This window comes from Pseudoalteromonas sp. UG3-2, assembly GCF_037120705.1.
Taxonomy (GTDB): Bacteria; Pseudomonadota; Gammaproteobacteria; order Enterobacterales; family Alteromonadaceae; genus Pseudoalteromonas.
Genome location: NZ_JAWLJU010000002.1, coordinates 2333396 through 2351856, shown reverse-complemented (window position 1 = coordinate 2351856; position 18461 = coordinate 2333396). Strand labels below are relative to the sequence as shown.

The window sequence follows — 18461 nt, the reverse complement described above, 5'->3', positions numbered from 1 at the left end:
ATATATATGAATAAATGGTACATAACACCAAGACCAAGACCTAATGCAACTGTAAGGTTAATCTGCTTTCCCTACGCAGGTGGCAGTGTTGGTTCTTTTTGCTCTTGGCCCAGTCAATTACCTGAACACGTTGAAGTAAATATCATTCAATTACCAGGAAGAGGGGCTCATTTCGATAGAGCACCTATAGATAGTATGGATGAACTCATTGCGGAACTTGTACCTAAAATAACCCATTTATTATCTAAAGACTATGTCATATTCGGTCACAGTCTGGGAAGTCGAGTTGGTTTTGAAGTCGTTTGCAGTGCATTAGAGCTAGGGCTCAAAGCGCCACAGCACTTTTTTGCCTCTGGAAGTGCTGGGCCTCAAAAGCAGTGCTTTAAAGACAAAGTATATGAATATGAAGACTCGGAGTTTATGCGCGAGTTAGAACGAATGAAAGGAACACCTGAGGAAATTTTAGCTAACCGAGAGCTCATGGAGCTTTACCTACCTATGTTACGTGCAGACTTTAAGGTGGCAGGGCAATATTCATATCAAGGAAGTGTAACAGTTCCCTCGGAAGTAACTGTGTTTTATGGCAAAAGCGATGCGGTATCTGAGAAAGAAGTTGAAATGTGGGGTGAATTATTTCTTGGTTTTGATTCAGTTGCCTTTGATGGTGGTCACTTTTTTATAGATACGCAGCAAGAGAAAATAATTAATAAATTGAACGACTTTTTTAATGGAGTTGATTTTACTAAGACAAAACACTTAACTTTTAGCTAGTTGAGCATTTATCGCGTAAGTCATTATAGCTTCGTTGCTGAGTAAATTAAGTAAGAGCAACACCATACCAAGCCGAGAGCTTTGTATTCGTATTGATGTGAAGAGGGAAGTATCTCACTCGTGAGATGTGCGTTGCTTTTTTGGAGGTTTCATTGAAAGCTAATATTTTTTGTCTTTGTGTGTACTTTTTGTGTTGTGCTAGTGCGCAGGCAAACTTGTTACTTGAACTATATCGAAAGGGGGCTAAGAACAGCTTATTTGTTCATGCTGAGCAGTCTGCATACTTAGCTGAAGTTGAAGGAGAAAGGCAGTCATTTGCCCAGCTTTTGCCTGAGCTAAAACTAACTGCAAACGTAAATCACAATAGGCTAGAGAACGAGTCACCCAGCAGTAACCTACTACACTACGAGCTAAAGCAGTTGTCTGCTACGGAGAGTCGACAGCTGGAGTTAAGTCTAAATCAGCGTATATTTGATTTACCGACATACTATAGTTATAGAGCAAGTCAAGATATTGCTATCCGAGCTAAAGTACGCTTTCATAGAGCGTTATCTAACTACACAAAAGACTTCCTCAGTGCTTATTTTGAAGTTGCGAAAGCGCGTGAAAGGCTATTGTTCATTCAAGATACATTAGACGCATACGAGAGCCAAAACAGCATCATAAAAAGCCGCTATACCTTAGGGTTAGTTAAAGTAAGTGAGCTCAAAGGTGCGGAGTCTCAGCAATTAAAGGTAAAAGCTGATGAGGTGATTGCTAAAAATGAGTTACACACAGCATTCGAACGCTTGTCACTAATAACTCAGGTCGAAGTTAGCGCTATCCAGAAGTTATCTGGCGAGGTGCCTGTATTACACAACTCAAATCGCGATGTATCATCGTTGCAGCAACGATTTAAAGGTAACTTGGATTATAAATTAGCAGTGTTAGATTTGAGCGCGGCTAGTAAAAAGTGGCAAGCAGAAAAGTCTAGACATTTGCCAACAGTGACTGGGCGAATTAGCTACACAGAGAGCCGTGCTGACAATACTTACAATTACAAAGCTGTTAATTCCTTAGAGCGCCAAGGCTGGAATGCTGGTGTTTATCTAGAAATGCCCCTTTATAGTGGAGGTGCGACCACCTCGGCCAGTACCGCCGCTCAGCTTTTGGTAAAACAAAAGCGTGCTCTGAAGAAGTTAAAGGCGCATGAGGTTAAGCAACAAATATCTCATAGCTTTCTTACTTTAAATGCGATGCACCGTTCTATCATGGCCAATAGTGAAGCAGTCAAAGCGGCAGATTTGGCTCTGAAAAGTGCTGCAGATGAATATTTTAATGGTGTTGGCCCTTTTTCTCGGGTGCTTGATAATCGTGAGAAGCTTTTGTCTGAAAAGCTGAGTTTGATTCAACAAAAGTATGACTATATGACTCGATTCGCTTTACTTAAAGAGCTAATGGGGGAACTAAGCGCTGAAGAAGTGAAGGGCTTCGGACGCCTATTTAATGGTGCATTAGTGCATAAGAACAACGGAAATTAATTGCAGAATTCGCTGTGCAAGAGCATCGCAACAAAAATTTAGAGGAATAGCTATGAGATATATCTTGGTAACTTGTGTTTTAGCTACATTGCTAGGGTGTGCAGAAGAACACTATGATGAACAGCAAGCAACGCAGCAGCAGAAAGCTATAAACTTACAGAATGAAAAGTCGCTTATTGGTGGGTGGGAAAGTGATAATGTACAAATAGAGTTTCATAGCAGTCATTATAATCGTGTATTTCCTAATCAAGGAATTCAGCAGTCTCAGGTTAAAACAGGCCGATATATTGAAAGCGGTCAAATTTATCAGTTTCATTGGAGCCTAGAAAACAGCGGTCTGATAACGATCAATGTAATAGATAACACATGCACTATTGTGCCAGTGGATTATTGTGAAGTTAAGTCACGTAAGTTGATTGAGTTAACCGGAAACGATGTAAGGGCTGCGCAGTGGGAGATTAGCTCTGACAGAGATTTAGACGGCGTGATAGACGATACGGTAAGCATTAATTTAACTCGCACTAGCTTAGCTGAGTTAACAGCTGTCAGTGGTAAGTTTTTTCTTAAACAATCAAAAAACTTTGATAATCCGATTATTACAAAGCTTATTGATAACCAAGTAAGTGTCAGTCTACCCATAAGTGCATCATCAACTCACCGTTATAGTACCTTTTTAGGTAATTTATCGAGTGCAGAGGAAGTGCTCCCGTTGGCTGTACAAGATAGTAATCGCATCACAGATAAACGCTGGTTTGAAGTCTCTGGACAAACTGATACTCAGTTGGAGGTTGAAACGACAGTAAGTGACGTTGTTTTGAGAAAGGGGGTTGATGATAGCTATATTATTGACTACTTGATCCAGCGAGAAATCAAGTTTCCAGAAAGCCTAACCGAAGATATGCTGGATTTGTCTGAATTCAGAAAGCTACAGCGTTATACGATATTATTTAGCGAAATGGTCTCATTACGCAATGACTTCAATGTAAACTTTAATGAAACCTATTACTCCAAACTTCCTGCTGGTTTTGTGCATAGTGCTGATGGCGCTGGGAGTGAAGTGCTTTTTAATGCGGACAACACTGGGAGTATTACTTTTACAGATCCTAGTAATATGACAGAAAATAATGAGCAATCATTTACATGGCAGTACAAAAATGATCAAGAAATGCTTATTGAGCTTGCCAGCGGAGCTGCTTGGAATATGGGATTCACAGGAACCGTTTTAGGTGGTTCAAGCGTTGTTTTCTATAATGAGAGTAATGAAACTTATAGCCACGACTTTCTAACGAAAAGCTATGTCGAACCAAGTTCCTTGTTACCTGGCCGTTTCAAACTAGAAAATACAGATGGCTTGTCACTTGTTGATGTTGATTTCAAAAATAATGGTGAAATCGAGATTAATGCTGGGCCTATTAGTTTTAGTGGCTTTTGGGTGATCACCAATGAAGGTGATGTTGTTAGCTTTGAATGCGATAAAAAAGATGGCTCAGTGGTTACTGAACTAGACCGCTGCTTGGAACTTATGGCGCAAATTGGTACAAGCGAGAATGAGTTAGCGTTTGGTCACATTCGTAAGTTTACTTTCTTACATCGTGCCGGCAACAAACTAGTATCGACCTACAACGCTACTGCCTGGGGGGAACCATTTACTACAGGGGTAGAGCCTGTCCATTTTAACTGGGTATATCGTTGGAAGCGTAAAGGAGATAACCACTAGAACCGAAAAAGCACTTTAATTTTGCACGAGTGGACCTCCACTTAGATAGAATGAATAACAAATAACCATACTTAAATTAGCTTATCTGGCAGCTAGTTATCCGCCGGTACGCGCGATAAAGGAAAATAAAATGAAATATATACTAGACCATACGAGCCGTATTGATCATCTTGCAATTGCAGTTATTGATCTAGACAAAGCAATAGACTTTTATTGTGGGATTCTTGGTTTTGAACTGCTAAAGCGTCGTGAAATTGAAGGTAAGTTCTCAGGGATGCTCGCTGCTGAGCTATGTGGCAATGGCTTTAATGTTGTTTTAGTTCAAGGAACAAATGAGGCATCTCAAGTTTCGCGCTTTATAAATGAATATGGCCCTGGAGTTCAGCATGTGGCTATTGAGGTCGAAAACCTAGAGGAAACTCGGTATCGGCTGTTGGACTTAGGGTTAGCATTTTCGACGGATGTGATTTTTGGTGATCAGCTAAAGCAAATTTTTACGCTCAGAGATAAAAACTCGGGAACTATGTTCGAATTCATTGAAAAGAAGGAGCAAACGTCACAGTTTGAAAAAACCAGTATTCAAAACTTATTTGAACAGCTAGAGCACGCTGGTGCGTATTAAGAGGTTAATATGAAGTATACTATTATAGATTTTCTAGAGAAGAATAGCCAAAACAAACCTGATGAAGTGGCATTTCGCTTCTTAACTGATAAAGATCTTACCCCAGTTAGCCTAACGCACTCGCAACTTTGGCATGCAATTCAGGTTCGAGCTGAACAGATCCGCCATCAAGCTGCGCCCGGTGAATGTGTATTACTTCTATTTCCGTCAGGCTTAGACTATGTTGTGACCTTTTACGCGTGTCTTGCTGCTGGGGTGATCGCAGTACCACTTTATCAACCGAGTAAGAGTAGCAAGGTTGATCGAATTACTAAGGTTGCCCAAAGTTGTAACGCAAAAGTAGCGCTTACCATTGCAACGGAAATCGATAAGATTAAAAAGTGCTTTGCCTATGACCCTACATTACAAGCGCAAGTGAGAGCGATTGCGGTTGACACTTTGCCTGAAACAAAACCACACGTAAATCGAGATCTTGAACTCGATCAGGTGGCGTTTCTCCAGTACACATCTGGATCAACTGGCACCCCTAAAGGAGTAATGATTTCCCACAAGAATATTATTGGTAATGTTTCCCATTTAACACAAACTTCGGACGCAACCGACCAGGATGTGTTCGTAAACTGGCTACCTTTATTCCATGACCTTGGCCTTGTAACCGCGATTTTATGGCCTGTCTATTTGGGCACAAGTTCAACTTTAATGTCTCCAGCGACATTTGTCAGAGAACCGGTAAACTGGCTTCAAGCGATCCATCATTATCGAGGAACAATGTGTGGCGCACCAAACTTTGCATATAACCTATGCACAAAAAAAGTCTCTGATGCCGCAATTGATAAGCTTGACTTATCTTCATGGAAGGTTGCATACAATGCCGCTGAGCCAGTGAATGCTGATACGCTACGGCAATTCTCAGATCGGTTTGCCACTTGTGGGTTTGAGCATAATAGCTTTTACCCGGGCTATGGTATGGCTGAGGCTACAGTCTTTATTACAGGTATCACTAGAGAAGGTAGACCTAAAACTATATTGTGTGACAAGGCTGCATTAGGTGAGTTCAAACTGCAATCAAGCGATGATAAAGCTACGGATCTCACGAGTGAGTTAGTCAGCTGTGGTTTTGCAGAAAAAGAGCATCACGTTTGTATTGTCGATCCGAATACCAAGCATGAGCTTGTAGAAGGGCTTGTGGGAGAAGTTTGGTTTGCAGGTCCAAGCGTCGCTGATGGTTACTGGGGACTAAACGAAGCTTCGTCAGAGGTGTTTGGTCAAAGTTATACCCAATTAAATGGCAAGCAAAGTGAGCCTGTGTATTTGAGAACCGGTGACTTAGGTCTGCTGAAAGACAAGCAAATCTTCATTACTGGACGTCATAAGGATTTAGTTATTTTCCAAGGGAAGAATTATTACCCTCAGGATATTGAATTGGCTGCAAGTCATTCTCACCCAGCAGTTCGTAGTGGCTATAGTGCTGCGTTCTCTGTGGAGCAGTATGGTGAAGAAGCGTTAGTGCTGGTCACTGAACTCACTCGAGAAGCTTTCCGAAAAGCAAATTACCAAGAAGTGAGCGACAGCATTAGAGCACATATTTATCGTGAATGTGGGACTAAGGTGACCGAGATCGTGCTATTGAAACCATACTCAATACCCATGACGTCCAGCGGTAAGATCCAAAGAAAACAAACCAAAGCAAGTTGGCTGCTTGGGGAGTTTTCTCCTCTTTTTAGTGCTCAACTCAGTAGAGCCGATGAAGCATTTGTTGCGCCGGAGAATGAACTAGAAGAACAAATTCATGCTGTTTGGTGCCGCCACTTGGAAGTAGAAAAGCTTTCTGTTGCAGCAAAGTTCTATCAAGTTGGTGGGGATTCAATATCAGCAATTGAAATCGCTTCAGAAGTTAAGCAACTATTTAGTGATGTGGATCTGAGTGAGCAGAGTCTACTTGAACAAGACAGTGTAAGGGCTATGGCTGAACACGTTAATTTAATGCGCAAAGTTATTACGCCCAAAGTCAAAATATCTGATAAAGGAGTATTGGTATTATGAGCTTGTCTGAGCTATTTGACTCACTTGCAAATAAAGGCATCGGTCTGAGCTGCCACAATGGGCAGCTTGTATTAGAGGGCAGTGTAAGTGAGTTATCTGAATCTGAAGTGACATTACTAAAACACCACAAACAAGAAATATTAGCCTTAAATGGTGCAAGGAATAGTGTCTTTAATATTGAAGTCATTGAGCGAGGAGAAGCTTACACGGCACCAATGTCGAGCCATCAAAATAGCATGTACTTGCTAGAGTCATTAGCTCAGCAGCCTTACTACAATTTACCTGTTGCTTATAAAATCACGGGGGAGTTGGATGTTAATAAGCTTGAACAAGCATTTGTTAGTCTAATTGCGCAGCATCATGTATTGAGAACGGTATATAGTGAGTCTAATAACTTGCAGCAGGTGCAAGATATGACTGATTTTGAATTACCGTATACACAGTTACAGGATGAATTGGCCTTAGCTGAGGCACTTCGGGCAGAAGCGAATTATCGCTTTAACCTTGCTACAGAGTGGCCTATACGAGCACATGTTTTTCAACTCCCTGATTACAGTGTTTTAAGCATCAATGTTCACCATATTGCTGCAGATGGGTTTTCTGCAAAGGTAATTTTGCAAACACTTTCCAATGCATATGCATACATGAATGGCGAACAACTGCCTTCAGTTGTCAAAGCGCAATATGCTGATTTTTGCGACTGGCAACGACAGTATTTAAGCTCTGAACTTGGGCAGCAGGGGATCACTTATTGGCAGCAGCTGCTCCAAGGAGCGCCAAGTTGCCATAATTTTCCGCTGCAATACTCACGGCCTGCAGTCATGACGGTCGTAGGTAAGCGGAGAAAGCAGCTGTTAGACCCAACGCTGTCAGCAGCAATAAAAGCGGAAGCGAAGCGCTATGGTGTATCAAGTTTCTCCATGTTGCAATCTCTATTTGCTTGTTTTCTCTCAAGGATGAGCGATAGCAAAGACATCGTTTTTGGTTCTGTGTATGCCAATCGAAGTTGTGAAAATGTAGGCCACACGGTTGGGATGTTTGCAAATACGCTACCATTTAGATTTCAATTCTCCAATAATGACGACTTGGACGCTGTTGTTTCGCAGTGCCAAGAGCTAGTTCAAAACGCCAAGCAATACCAATATGTACCATTTGATAGGATTGTGGAATGTGCTGGTGTTGAAAACCAATCTAACCACTTACCATTAGTGCAGATTATGTTGGTTGCTCAGGATAATGCACTCGAGCAGTTCGAGCTTGAAAATTGCCGTGTTGAATTTCTTGAAAACGATCAGGATGTTTCTAAGTTTGATTTTTCAATTCATGTTTTCACTAAAGAGGAGCAGCTTGCGTTTGTATGGGAATACAACACTGACTTATTTAGTAGTGAGTGGATATCACGCTTAGGTGAGTACTTTGAGCTGTTCATTACAAAGCTTATTGCTGAACCAACACTGCCCTTTTTAAAAGCTGATTTTACTGTAACTAAAGCTGTTGAGGAAGTCGCAAAGAGTAACTTTGATAAGTTTAAAAATTTACCAGCTCTTGTTAGTGAACAAGCCTCAACCGCTAAGAACAAAGTAGCCATTCGCCAGGGAGAGAGAAGCTTAACTTACGGCGAATTAGACGATCAGGTCGCACGAGTCGCTGGTTCTCTTATCAACCTTGACTATGCTGCTGGAAGCAGAATCGCTGTCTGCATGGAAAAGTCAATTGATATGATTGTTGCTATGCTTGGTATCATGCGCGCAGGGTTTACGTATGTCCCTATTGACCCAAGCTACCCAGAGGCTCGAATATCCCAAATATGCAAAAGTGCCGATCTGAGTTGTATCATAACTGAAGACGGTGAGTTCACTGCTGAAACGGAGTATTGGCAACAAGAGGTCGTTACCTTATCTCAGTTAAAGCCTGGCGAGAAGCCTGCTGTGATGCCAGCGATAGCGCTGAGTGATATTGCTTACGTGTTGTATACATCAGGCTCGACTGGCATTCCAAAAGGGGTGGCGGTTTCGCATGAAAGTATTTTTTATTCCATTATCGCAAATCGAGAAGTATTTGAGTTTTCAAGCGATGATGTTATGCCGACAATCGGCTCTCAAGCATTTGGTGTATCTTTATTAGAAATATTCGTTCCTCTTGTTAGTGGTGGAACAGTCGAAATAGTCACCCGAAATGATGTGAACTTACTACCAACACTAATTGAAAATACCCAAAGTGCCTCTGTATTACATGCCGTGCCTAGTCTGATGTCCTCTTGGATAGATGAAGTACAGCACTTAGATGAAACTTGCTATGCAAACTTAAGGTTGTTGCTGGTGGGTGGTGAGCCAGTACCTGAAGCATTACTAAAAAAGCTGCGTGCCTGGAGAGATAATGTGGAAATTCGGGTGTTGTATGGAATGACGGAATCATCGGTAGTGAGCAGTAGTTATGATGCTAAGGCGGTGCAGCTGTCCAGCTACTGTATTGGTCAGCCACACCCTAATGTAAATTATTATATTATGAATCAACATGGTGCCTTACAGCCAGATGGCGTCAGTGGTGAGTTATGTGTCGCAGGTTTATCACTTGCATCAGGCTACACTAATAACGAAGAGCAGACGAAGAGTCACTTTATTTATGAGCAAAAACTACAACAGCGTATCTACAGAACAGGAGATAGAGCAAAGCGCAATTTAGATGGTTACTATGAGTTTTATGGTCGGCTAGATAACCAAATTAGTTTGCGTGGTGTGCGTATTGAGTTGGGGGATATTGAGTGCTGCACAAATGCTATCGATATGGTGACGCAGTGTGTGGTACACCCTCAGGTGATAAAGGGTAGTGAAACTTTATTAGTGCTCTATTTTAGTATTCAAGAAGGTGCTGAAGAGGGAGAGGTGATCAAGCTAATTAAAGAGCAGTTAGCCAAGCAGCTTCCTGAAACAATGAGGCCAACCCTATTTTACTGTATGGACAGTTTTCCACTCAATGCAAACGGTAAAGTGGATCGCAAGGCACTGCCAATTCCGCAGCTAACTATGAGTTATGTTGAGCCAGAAACCGCTACGGAAAAAGCACTACAGGCTTTGTGGAGTGAACTATTCGATACCCCATCAGTTTCTGTGGAAGGTAATTTCTTTGAATTAGGTGGGCACTCTTTACTAGCCAGTAAGCTGGTAGCGAGGGCGAATGCTTTATTCTCAATAGAGCTATCTATAGCCTCATTTATGACGACACCAACCATTCGTTTATGTGCAAAGCAAATTGATTTGGAACTGGAAAAGCAAAAGCTACAGCAGCTTAACGCCACAGTGACAGAGCATACTAATAATCAAGAATTAGTATTTTAAAAAGAGTGATGACAATGAAAAAAAACAAAAATTTAACCTCACTTAGTAAGCTTTTATATAATTACTCGCCCAAGCAACTTGTCTTAGCGGTTATGTTAGGCATGTTGTCAGGAGCGCTATATAGCTTAATCATTCCGTTTATTTTAAGTGGGTTAGAAAAAGGCACATTGGAGGTGTCAAACTACGTAGTGCTTGAAGAAGGGAGTGCTGGCTTTTTTATCTTTGTCACTGCCATCTTGCTTACTAAAGTGGCTTCCGTGATCTTTGTTAATAACATTGCTAAATCCGCTTCTGCGGATCTTAAGCTAAATGTTGCCAAGCGTATTCAAGCTTTAGGTGTCGATACAGTTGAGCGAATCGGTTTTTCTAAAATATTAAACATCGTGGTAGATGATGTGAATAGAATAACCGATGCTGCAGTCGCTATACCGATGATAATAGTATCAATGGTAACTGTGCTAGGTATGCTGACATATCTAGCTTATCTTGACTTGCAAGTATTCGCATTCATTTGCGTTGCTATTGTTATTGGTGTGTTACTGTTCCAACTTCCAGTGTTATTTGCTAAAGGCCTATATACACGCTCTCGTAATGACAAAGATACGTTGCAAGAAGGGATCCGAGGGCTAATTTTTGGAGCCTACGAAATGAAGCTCAGTCATGAGAAAGGTAAGCAGTTTCTTGCTGAAGAAATTGCAGATCCACTTTCGAGCTCGACCTCTCAAGAAAAGCGGGGAGATGCCATTATTCACCTGGCAGGTAATGCAAGTGAAATGATTTGCTTCTTTGTTATCGGTGCTGTCGTGTTTCTATTGCCCTCAGAGTATCTCAGCTCAAGTGGCAGCCAATTTGGTGTTGTGATGGCGTTACTTTATATAACGGGCCCAATAGCCAGTATTTTATCTATGATGCAAACGTTAAAAATTGCACAGGTATCATTGGAGAGGGTACACCAGTTACAAGAGTTAGAACCTGAAATATATAGCACAAGCAGAAATGCCGTTTTCAGTGAAGGTTGGCAAACGCTGTCTTTGTCTAATGCGCAGTATCAGTATGAGTCTGATGATGTGGATGAAGCATTTGCGTTGAAGCCCGTGAGTTTAAGCTTTCAAAAGGGCTATATTTACTTCATTGTTGGTGGCAATGGCTCTGGCAAATCAACGTTAAGTAAACTAATTTCGTTCCACTATCGCCCTACAAAAGGTTGTGTTCAAGTTGACGACTCAGTTATCACTGAAAGTAATTTAATGCAAATGCGTGAAAAGGTTGGAGTTATCTTTTCGAATTATCACCTGTTTAAAAAGCTATATATTTCAACAGAGCAAATCGATCGTGACAAAGTACAGCGTTATATGGATATGTTTAAGTTGACGGGGAAGACGGAGTTAGTGGGAAATATTTTTACCACCACCAAGCTTTCCGACGGTCAAAGAAGACGTTTAGCTTTGCTTGTAGCACTTATGGAAGACAAAGATATTTACATCTTTGATGAGTGGGCGGCTGATCAAGATCCTGAGTTTAAAGACTTCTTTTATACCCAAGTACTCCCCGAGTTGAAAGCTAAAGGAAAACTGGTCGTTGCTATCACGCACGACGATAGATATTTCGGTTGTGCCGATACAGTTATCAAAATGGAAACTGGCGCCATAAAAAGCATAGAGCAATCAGCTGCAACTCAATTTGAAAAAAAAGTACAGCCAGCAGTGGCCCACGCTTAAACATAAAGGAGTCGTGTTATGAATATTAGTACCTTTTTAGATTATTGCATAAATAACAATGTGTCCTTGAGTGTTGATAAAGAACAGCTGAAAGTTAATGCTCCACAGGGTGTCTTACAACAAGAGCAAATCGGTTTCATAAAGGATAATAAACAGCAGCTAGTCGAAATAATTAAAGATCTAGAGTGGAGAAACGAGAAGTCTGCGATTTTTTCACAACCACTTGAGAAGTCTGGGGCTATTTCTGCTGGGCAGCGACAAATGTGGTTGTTGGAGCAGCTGACCTCAGGACAGCCATACAATTTTTTTCGAATTTTACGTTTAAATGGCAAGCTTGATTCAGCGGTTCTGGAGCAGGCTTTCAATATACTCATTATGAGGCACAAGCAGTTACGCACGACATACCGTGACATTGGTGGTGTACTAACCGCAACAATCCAATCAAACCCAAAGTTTAAGCTACCGGTTTCAATGGCTTCGGATGGAAGTCATCAGCAAGGTGAGCTAAATGTTGCCATTGAGTCTTTCCAGCAGCATGAGTTTGCATTAGACCAAGAGTTGCTGCTAAAAGCCTGCGTGGTAAGTCAGTCAGAATTTGAGCACTATCTGCTTATTAAATGTCATCATATTGCTACCGATGGTTGGTCATTGGAGCTAATTAATAAAGAACTAAACTTGGTTTACAGTGCATTGGTGAGTGGCCAAGAGTTTTCTCTTCCTGCACTTGAACACGAATATGGTCATTTCAGTTTGTGGCAAGAGCATTACCTCCAGCATAGTAGTGCCGATATTGATAAACAGTTCTGGTCGGAGTATTTGAGCGACGCTCCTGAATCTCTCAACTTAGCTCAAAATGGTAATACTGGAAACATGTCTTTGAGCGCAGAGACTGTGACTTTGCCTGTTGCTGACAGTTTGAGCAAAAGTCTTAAGCAACTATGTAGCAAGTATAACACTACGATGTACACCTTGTTCCAATTTGCTTTTACGTTACTGCTTGCGAAGTACAGTCAGCAGCAGGATGTGGTGATTGGCTCCCCTGTTGCAAACCGAGACGATGCAGAGCTTCAGCCATTGGTTGGATATTTTGTTAATACATTACCTATTCGCTTTAAGTGTGCAGAGTCAGAGACTGTCGCACAAGCTCTACCACGTTATCAAGCAATGCTAAACCAAATTATGGAGCATAAAGCATTACCATTGAGTGACATCTTAAGGACATCGTCACTAGCCAATGAGCTGGTAACTCAGGTTATGTTTACTTACTCAGCATTTGAGTCAAGCGTACAAAAGCTGGGAGCAATGGACGTTGAGATTATTGAGCCAAAGCAAAAGCATACTGATATTCAGTTGCATCTAAACTGTATTGAGAGCCAAGGCAGAACCTCATGCCAGTGGCATTTCGCTACTGCGTTATTCGAAAAGTCTTTTATTCTGACTATGGCGACGCATTTTAATACGGTGCTTAAGCAACTTGTTGAGCTTGAATCAAGCAACAGAGAGTTATCTGAACTAACGTTGCTGTGTGATGACGAGCGGAGCTTTTTATTAGATGAATTAAATGACACTGCAACTGAGTACCCTAAAGAGCAATGCATCCATGAGCTAATTGAGTATAAAGCGAAGGTACAGCCGGAACAGATCGCACTGGTATTTAATGAGCAGCAATTGACTTATGCGGCTCTTAACGAAAAGTCGAATCAACTGGCTAATTATTTGATTGAAACGCAAGGGGTAGTTGCTGAGACGTTAGTTGGCTTATGTGTAGAACGTTCGTTAGAAATGGTGGTTGGGATCTTAGCTATTTTGAAGGCTGGTGGAGCCTATGTGCCGTTAGACCCAGCTTACCCTCAAGAACGTCTTGAGTATATGTGTCAAGATAGCGGTTTGCAGCTTGTCCTTAGTCAGTCTGAAGCCAGCTCTGTTTTGCATACCTTTGACGGCAACACTTTGATGCTCGATGGCATTCTTGATGACACTGTTATGGCTTTAGGTGGCCATTACAGTACTAATAATCCCAGTGCCGAGCTCTATGCTAGCAACCTAGCATATGTGATATATACCTCTGGCTCTACGGGGCAGCCAAAAGGTGTGATGGTTGAGCATCAAAGTGTCGTTGCATTTGTCTCTTCTGCAACGTACGCAAGTTTGGAGCATTCCGCCAAAATAGCAAGTTTGTCTTCTCATGCTTTTGACGGGTTTGTATATGATTTATTCTACAGTCTAACTTCAGGCGCGGAATTACACCTATACTCTCAAGAGTTAGCATTGGATGCCAAGCACTTCCAAAGGCAAATCCAGAATGACGGTATTACTAACTTCTTTACGACAACGGCCCTATTTAACCTTCTAGTAGAGAATGGAGCTTTCTCCAATACCCATGTACAGCAGGTGCTATTTGGTGGAGAGCGCTGTGATACTCGGGCGGTAGCGCAGTTTAAAGCACAGTATCCAAACATCAGTTTAATGCATGTGTACGGCCCAACTGAGGCTGTTGTGTATGCCACTGCATGTGATTTGAAGAAGGTTGAGAACGGCGCCCCTATAGGTCGGCCAATTAACAATAATACGGCGTATATTCTTGATGATAAAAAGGAGTTAGTGCCTTTCGGCTGTATCGGAGAGCTTTATATTGGTGGGAGCAGCTTGGCCCGAGGTTACCTAAAACGAGACTCGCTCACAGCTGAACGTTTTATCCGTAACCCATTTTACAGTGAGGCTAACCTCGATAGTTCGAAGTATTTATACCGTACCGGCGACTTAGTTCGCTATATAGCGGATGGTAATATTGAATTTGTCGGGCGTACCGATGATCAAGTCAAGATCCGTGGCTTCAGAATAGAATTAGGTGAAGTTGAGTCGCAGCTTACTGCTGTAGCTGCCGTTGAGTCAGCGCTTGTGGTGGCACAGGAAATCTCTGGCAGCCAACAACTGGTGGGCTATGTTAAATCTACGGCCTCACTGGGCGATGCTGAAAAAGCAGAGCTGGTTGCAAGTATTAAAAGTGAATTAGCGTCGACGCTGCCTGATTACATGGTCCCCACTTTGCTAGTGGTTGTGAATGAGTGGCCGCTTAATGGCAATGGAAAAATAGATAAAGCGGCACTTCCTCAGCCTGATACAGCGACAACCCTAGGAGAATATGTCGCACCTAAGACTGAGCTTGAGTGCTTGGTGGTTGATATTTATGCAGAAGTGTTACAGTTAAACAACGATGCTATTAGCACCTCTAGCAGTTTCTATGAGCTAGGAGGTCACTCACTGCTTGCGTTAAACGTTCAATCAATGTTTAAGCAGCATAACTTGAGCATTAGTATTGCGGATATTTTGTCACCTGTTTCAATCCAGCAAATTTCACTCAACGTGAAGCAACTTGATGAGCAGGAAGAAGCATTTGTGCCACCAAGGAACTTAATTGCTGACAACGAGGATGTAACTGTTGAGCAGCTTAATATGGTGGATCTAACAGAGCGAGAATTATCAGGGTTGCTTAACAAAGTGCCTGGAGGGAAAGCGAATATTGCGGATATTTATCCACTTAGCCCATTACAAGAGGGGATGCTTTTCCATCATATTTTAGATAAAGAGGAAGACTTATATCTTACGTCGTTTACCTTGAAGCTGACCGGGAAAACACGATTTGAGCAATTTATGACCGCTCTACAGGTTCTGATTGAGCGCCATGATACGTTGAGAACAGTCTTTTTCTGGGAAGAGCTACCTGAGCCTGTTCAGGTTGTACTGAGTCACTGTGAGGTTTCGGTCGAGTATATAACACTTGATGAATATGAGACGCTAGGAGAGGGGCGTACACAGCTGGAAAGCTATAAGTCACCACGAATTTCACTCCATGAAGGACCTATTCTACAGCTAAAAGTCGGTAGCTGCGTAGGATCTGACGAGTTCATTGTACTTGTTGAGCATCATCACCTGATTATCGACCATATTGGCTTAGATATTCTCGTAGAAGAGCTGAGCGCGATAATGTTGGGTAAAGCAGAAGCGTTGTTACCGCCGACACCTTATCGGAACCTTGTAGCTTATGCGAAGATGAAAAATAGTGATGAGCAAGGAATTCAGTTTTTTGAGCAGCAGCTAGCTACCGTAGAAAAGAAAACGACTCTGTTTGACTCCACGACAACTGCACCAGAACATACATATAGTCACCGTATTGATATGGAGCTAGGGGAAAAGCTACGCAGCACTTCTAAACGTACGGGTCAGAGCATTTCTTCCATTTTCCACACCGTTTGGGCACAAGTGGCTTCTCAATGCACTGGTAATCAAGAGGTGATATTTGGCACTGTACTGTCAGGCAGACTAAATAATTTTGCAAGTAGCCAAAGAACAATGGGAATGGCTATTAATACCTTGCCACTCAAAGTAACGTTGGCCGAAATGAGTGCAGATGCAGCGATCGATCAAGTTGCGGGAAGCTTGAGAGCACTTATTGATGTTGAGCAAACACCACTTTCGTCAATATTAAATCTGACGCCCTTCGGTGGTGAATTATTCAACTCCGTTCTTAACTATAGACACTCGCTTGAACTGCAGGGAGAAAACGAGCTATTAGAAGGTTGGGAAGTCTTAGGAGCCCATGAGAGAAATAATTACTCTATTTTCGTCAACATTGACGATTATGACTTGTCGGGTGGCTTTAATTTGACGATTCAGACCGCAAATGGAATTTGTGCACAAAGGCTGCACGGCTACTTTATCGAAGCTTTAACAAACTTACTGAATAGTGTTGGAGAGTCTTCGGCGGTCAAAAATATTTCTGTAATACCACAGCCAGAATTAGAGATGTTATTCGCTGAGCTGAATTGTACGGCGGTCGAGTACGATGAAAGTCGCTGCATTCACGAATTATTTGAAGTCCAAGCACAACAGTATCCAGATCGGGTTGCATTACAGTGTGGACTAACACAGCTTACCTATCGACAGTTGAATGAGAAAGCCAACAGATTGGCACATTATCTAAGCGGCTCTTATGGCGTAAAGCCGGACTCTTTAGTTGGCTTGAGCGTCGAGAGAAGTGAGGAAATGATTATTGCTATTTTGGCGATACTGAAAGCGGGTGGCGCGTATGTTCCTCTTGATCCTGGTTATCCCGAGGAGCGTTTGGCATTTATGATCAACGACGCTGAGCTGAGCCTAATTTTAACTCAGACTCAGTTTGAGTCTTTGTACTCCAGCTATGAATGTGACTTAATCGCTCTGGATGCATTATTGAATGATCAGTATCAGAGTAACCTGTGTCACTGGCCAGCGAGCAACTTAGATATACAGTCTTTGGGCTTAACATCTCAACACTTAGCGTATGTTATCTATACATCTGGTTCTACTGGAAAGCCAAAAGGGGTTCTGGTTGAGCATCATGGCGTAGTTAACTATCTTACCTACGCTCTGGGTTATTTACAGCCTAATCAAGCAGGGGCTGTGATGAGTACGTCGCTAAACTTTGATGCGACAGTAACAAGCTTGTTCACTCCACTTATCTCTGGAAAACAGTTAGTGGTGCTGCCAGAAGACATGCTTAGCATGTTTGAGCAGCTAGCTTGGTACTTGTTTGAGCAAGGGGACAGTTGGCTGTTTAAGCTCACTCCAACTCATCTTGATGGTTTATATCCTTTGTTTGCTGGCAGCAAGCCTTGCGACCAAGCACATAGTTTGGTGATCGGAGGTGAGCAGCTGACCACTAAAGTGATTGAAAAGTGGCGGAAAAATTGTTTGCCGAGAGCAACATATATCAATGAGTACGGGCCCACAGAAACAGTAGTAGGTTGCACTACGTTTACGATTGCTGAAGCGGATGACTTATCACTGTGTGATGGCAGTGTGCCGATTGGGCGGCCAATTAACAATACAACACACTTTATTTTAAACGGTGATGTGCCCGCACCAATGGGAGCCATTGGTGAGTTGTGTATTGCCGGTGATGGCGTAACTAGGGGTTACCTCAATAGAGCAACACTAAACGGTGAAAAATTTACGCTTTACACCACCCCACTAGGAGCGGTTAAGCGCATCTATCGTAGTGGTGATCTGGTCCGTTATCGAACTGATGGTAATTTGGAATACATCGGCCGTGTAGATGATCAAGTCAAAGTAAGAGGCTTTAGGGTAGAAACAGGTGAAATTGAGACACACCTAACAAGGCTAAAAGAAGTTGATTCAGCCGTGGTGATGGCCAAAGAGCTTGAACAGCAGCAGCTGCTGGTTGGTTATATAAAACCCAACAGCCCAATTACCGAAGAAAGCCATGGGGACCTGATTGCTCAAGTTAAAGCGGAGTTGCTGTCATCGTTACCAGATCACATGGTACCTAGTGCGCTGATCGTTGTACCTAGTTGGCCGTTAACAGCCAATGGCAAAGTAGATAAGCGAGCGTTGCCTGAGCCTGATGGCGCGGCGCTCATGGGCAAGTATACTGCTCCAGAGTCTGAAACTGAGAAAGCTTTAGTCACCATATGGGCGGAATTATTGAACTTAGAGCCAGACACCATAAGCACCACAGTGAACTTCTTTGAAATCGGTGGACACTCACTCCTGATGGTGCGCTTATTCAGCCATATCCAGGCTCAGTTCGGTATTTCTCTGGATTTGAAAGCGCTATATGAAGCGCCCTATATCCGTGAGCTAGCACAGCTCTGCGACTTAATAATAGCCAAAAAAGAATTAAAACAACGTTTGACTCAACGTGTTGAAAACGAAATTGAAGAGGTCGAGTTTTAA

8 protein-coding genes are annotated in these 18461 nt (G+C 42.3%); all 8 read left to right on the top strand.

What is annotated here, in order from left to right; translation table 11 throughout:
* Nucleotides 1–6: 6 nt before the first annotated feature.
* The 8 genes from R3P39_RS13480 to R3P39_RS13445 all read left to right on the top strand — a co-directional run bounded on the left by R3P39_RS13480 (nucleotide 7) and on the right by R3P39_RS13445 (nucleotide 18461).
* Nucleotides 7–771, top strand: a complete 765-nt coding sequence (locus R3P39_RS13480) for a thioesterase II family protein (RefSeq protein WP_336568077.1) — start codon at nucleotides 7–9, stop codon at nucleotides 769–771.
* Nucleotides 772–986: 215 nt separating this feature from the next.
* The gene (locus R3P39_RS13475) at nucleotides 987–2291 is read left to right on the top strand and encodes a TolC family protein (RefSeq protein WP_336568075.1); all 1305 of its coding nucleotides are present in this window, start codon (nucleotides 987–989) and stop codon (nucleotides 2289–2291) included.
* Between the two features lie 52 nt (nucleotides 2292–2343).
* Complete coding sequence (locus tag R3P39_RS13470; protein ID WP_336568074.1) at nucleotides 2344–4008, top strand: hypothetical protein; 1665 nt, start codon at nucleotides 2344–2346, stop codon at nucleotides 4006–4008.
* 130 nt (nucleotides 4009–4138) lie between these two features.
* Nucleotides 4139–4630 (top strand): VOC family protein, encoded by a 492-nt coding sequence (locus R3P39_RS13465; RefSeq protein WP_336568072.1) that lies wholly within the window; start codon nucleotides 4139–4141, stop codon nucleotides 4628–4630.
* Between the two features lie 9 nt (nucleotides 4631–4639).
* A complete protein-coding gene (locus R3P39_RS13460; protein ID WP_336568071.1) occupies nucleotides 4640–6673 on the top strand; it encodes an AMP-binding protein in 2034 nt (677 codons plus the stop codon).
* Nucleotides 6670–10008, top strand: a complete 3339-nt coding sequence (locus R3P39_RS13455; RefSeq protein WP_336568070.1) for a non-ribosomal peptide synthetase — start codon at nucleotides 6670–6672, stop codon at nucleotides 10006–10008. The genes R3P39_RS13460 and R3P39_RS13455 overlap by 4 nt, the downstream gene beginning before the upstream one ends.
* Nucleotides 10009–10022: 14 nt before the next feature.
* Nucleotides 10023–11726, top strand: coding sequence for a cyclic peptide export ABC transporter (locus R3P39_RS13450; RefSeq protein WP_336568069.1), 1704 nt, complete (start codon nucleotides 10023–10025; stop codon nucleotides 11724–11726).
* 18 nt (nucleotides 11727–11744) lie between these two features.
* Nucleotides 11745–18461 carry an amino acid adenylation domain-containing protein gene (locus R3P39_RS13445; protein ID WP_336568068.1) on the top strand — a complete coding sequence of 2239 codons (6717 nt, stop codon included), beginning with the start codon at nucleotides 11745–11747 and terminating at the stop codon, nucleotides 18459–18461.

Excerpts from the sequence above, each read along its gene's own strand:
- R3P39_RS13480 (WP_336568077.1), top strand. The coding sequence starts at position 7 with ATGAATAAATGGTACATAACACCAAGACCAAGACCTAATGCAACTGTA.
- R3P39_RS13470 (WP_336568074.1), top strand. The coding sequence starts at position 2,344 with ATGAGATATATCTTGGTAACTTGTGTTTTAGCTACATTGCTAGGGTGT.
- R3P39_RS13465 (WP_336568072.1), top strand. The coding sequence starts at position 4,139 with ATGAAATATATACTAGACCATACGAGCCGTATTGATCATCTTGCAATT.
- R3P39_RS13460 (WP_336568071.1), top strand. The coding sequence starts at position 4,640 with ATGAAGTATACTATTATAGATTTTCTAGAGAAGAATAGCCAAAACAAA.
- R3P39_RS13455 (WP_336568070.1), top strand. The coding sequence starts at position 6,670 with ATGAGCTTGTCTGAGCTATTTGACTCACTTGCAAATAAAGGCATCGGT.
- R3P39_RS13450 (WP_336568069.1), top strand. The coding sequence starts at position 10,023 with ATGAAAAAAAACAAAAATTTAACCTCACTTAGTAAGCTTTTATATAAT.
- R3P39_RS13445 (WP_336568068.1), top strand. The coding sequence starts at position 11,745 with ATGAATATTAGTACCTTTTTAGATTATTGCATAAATAACAATGTGTCC.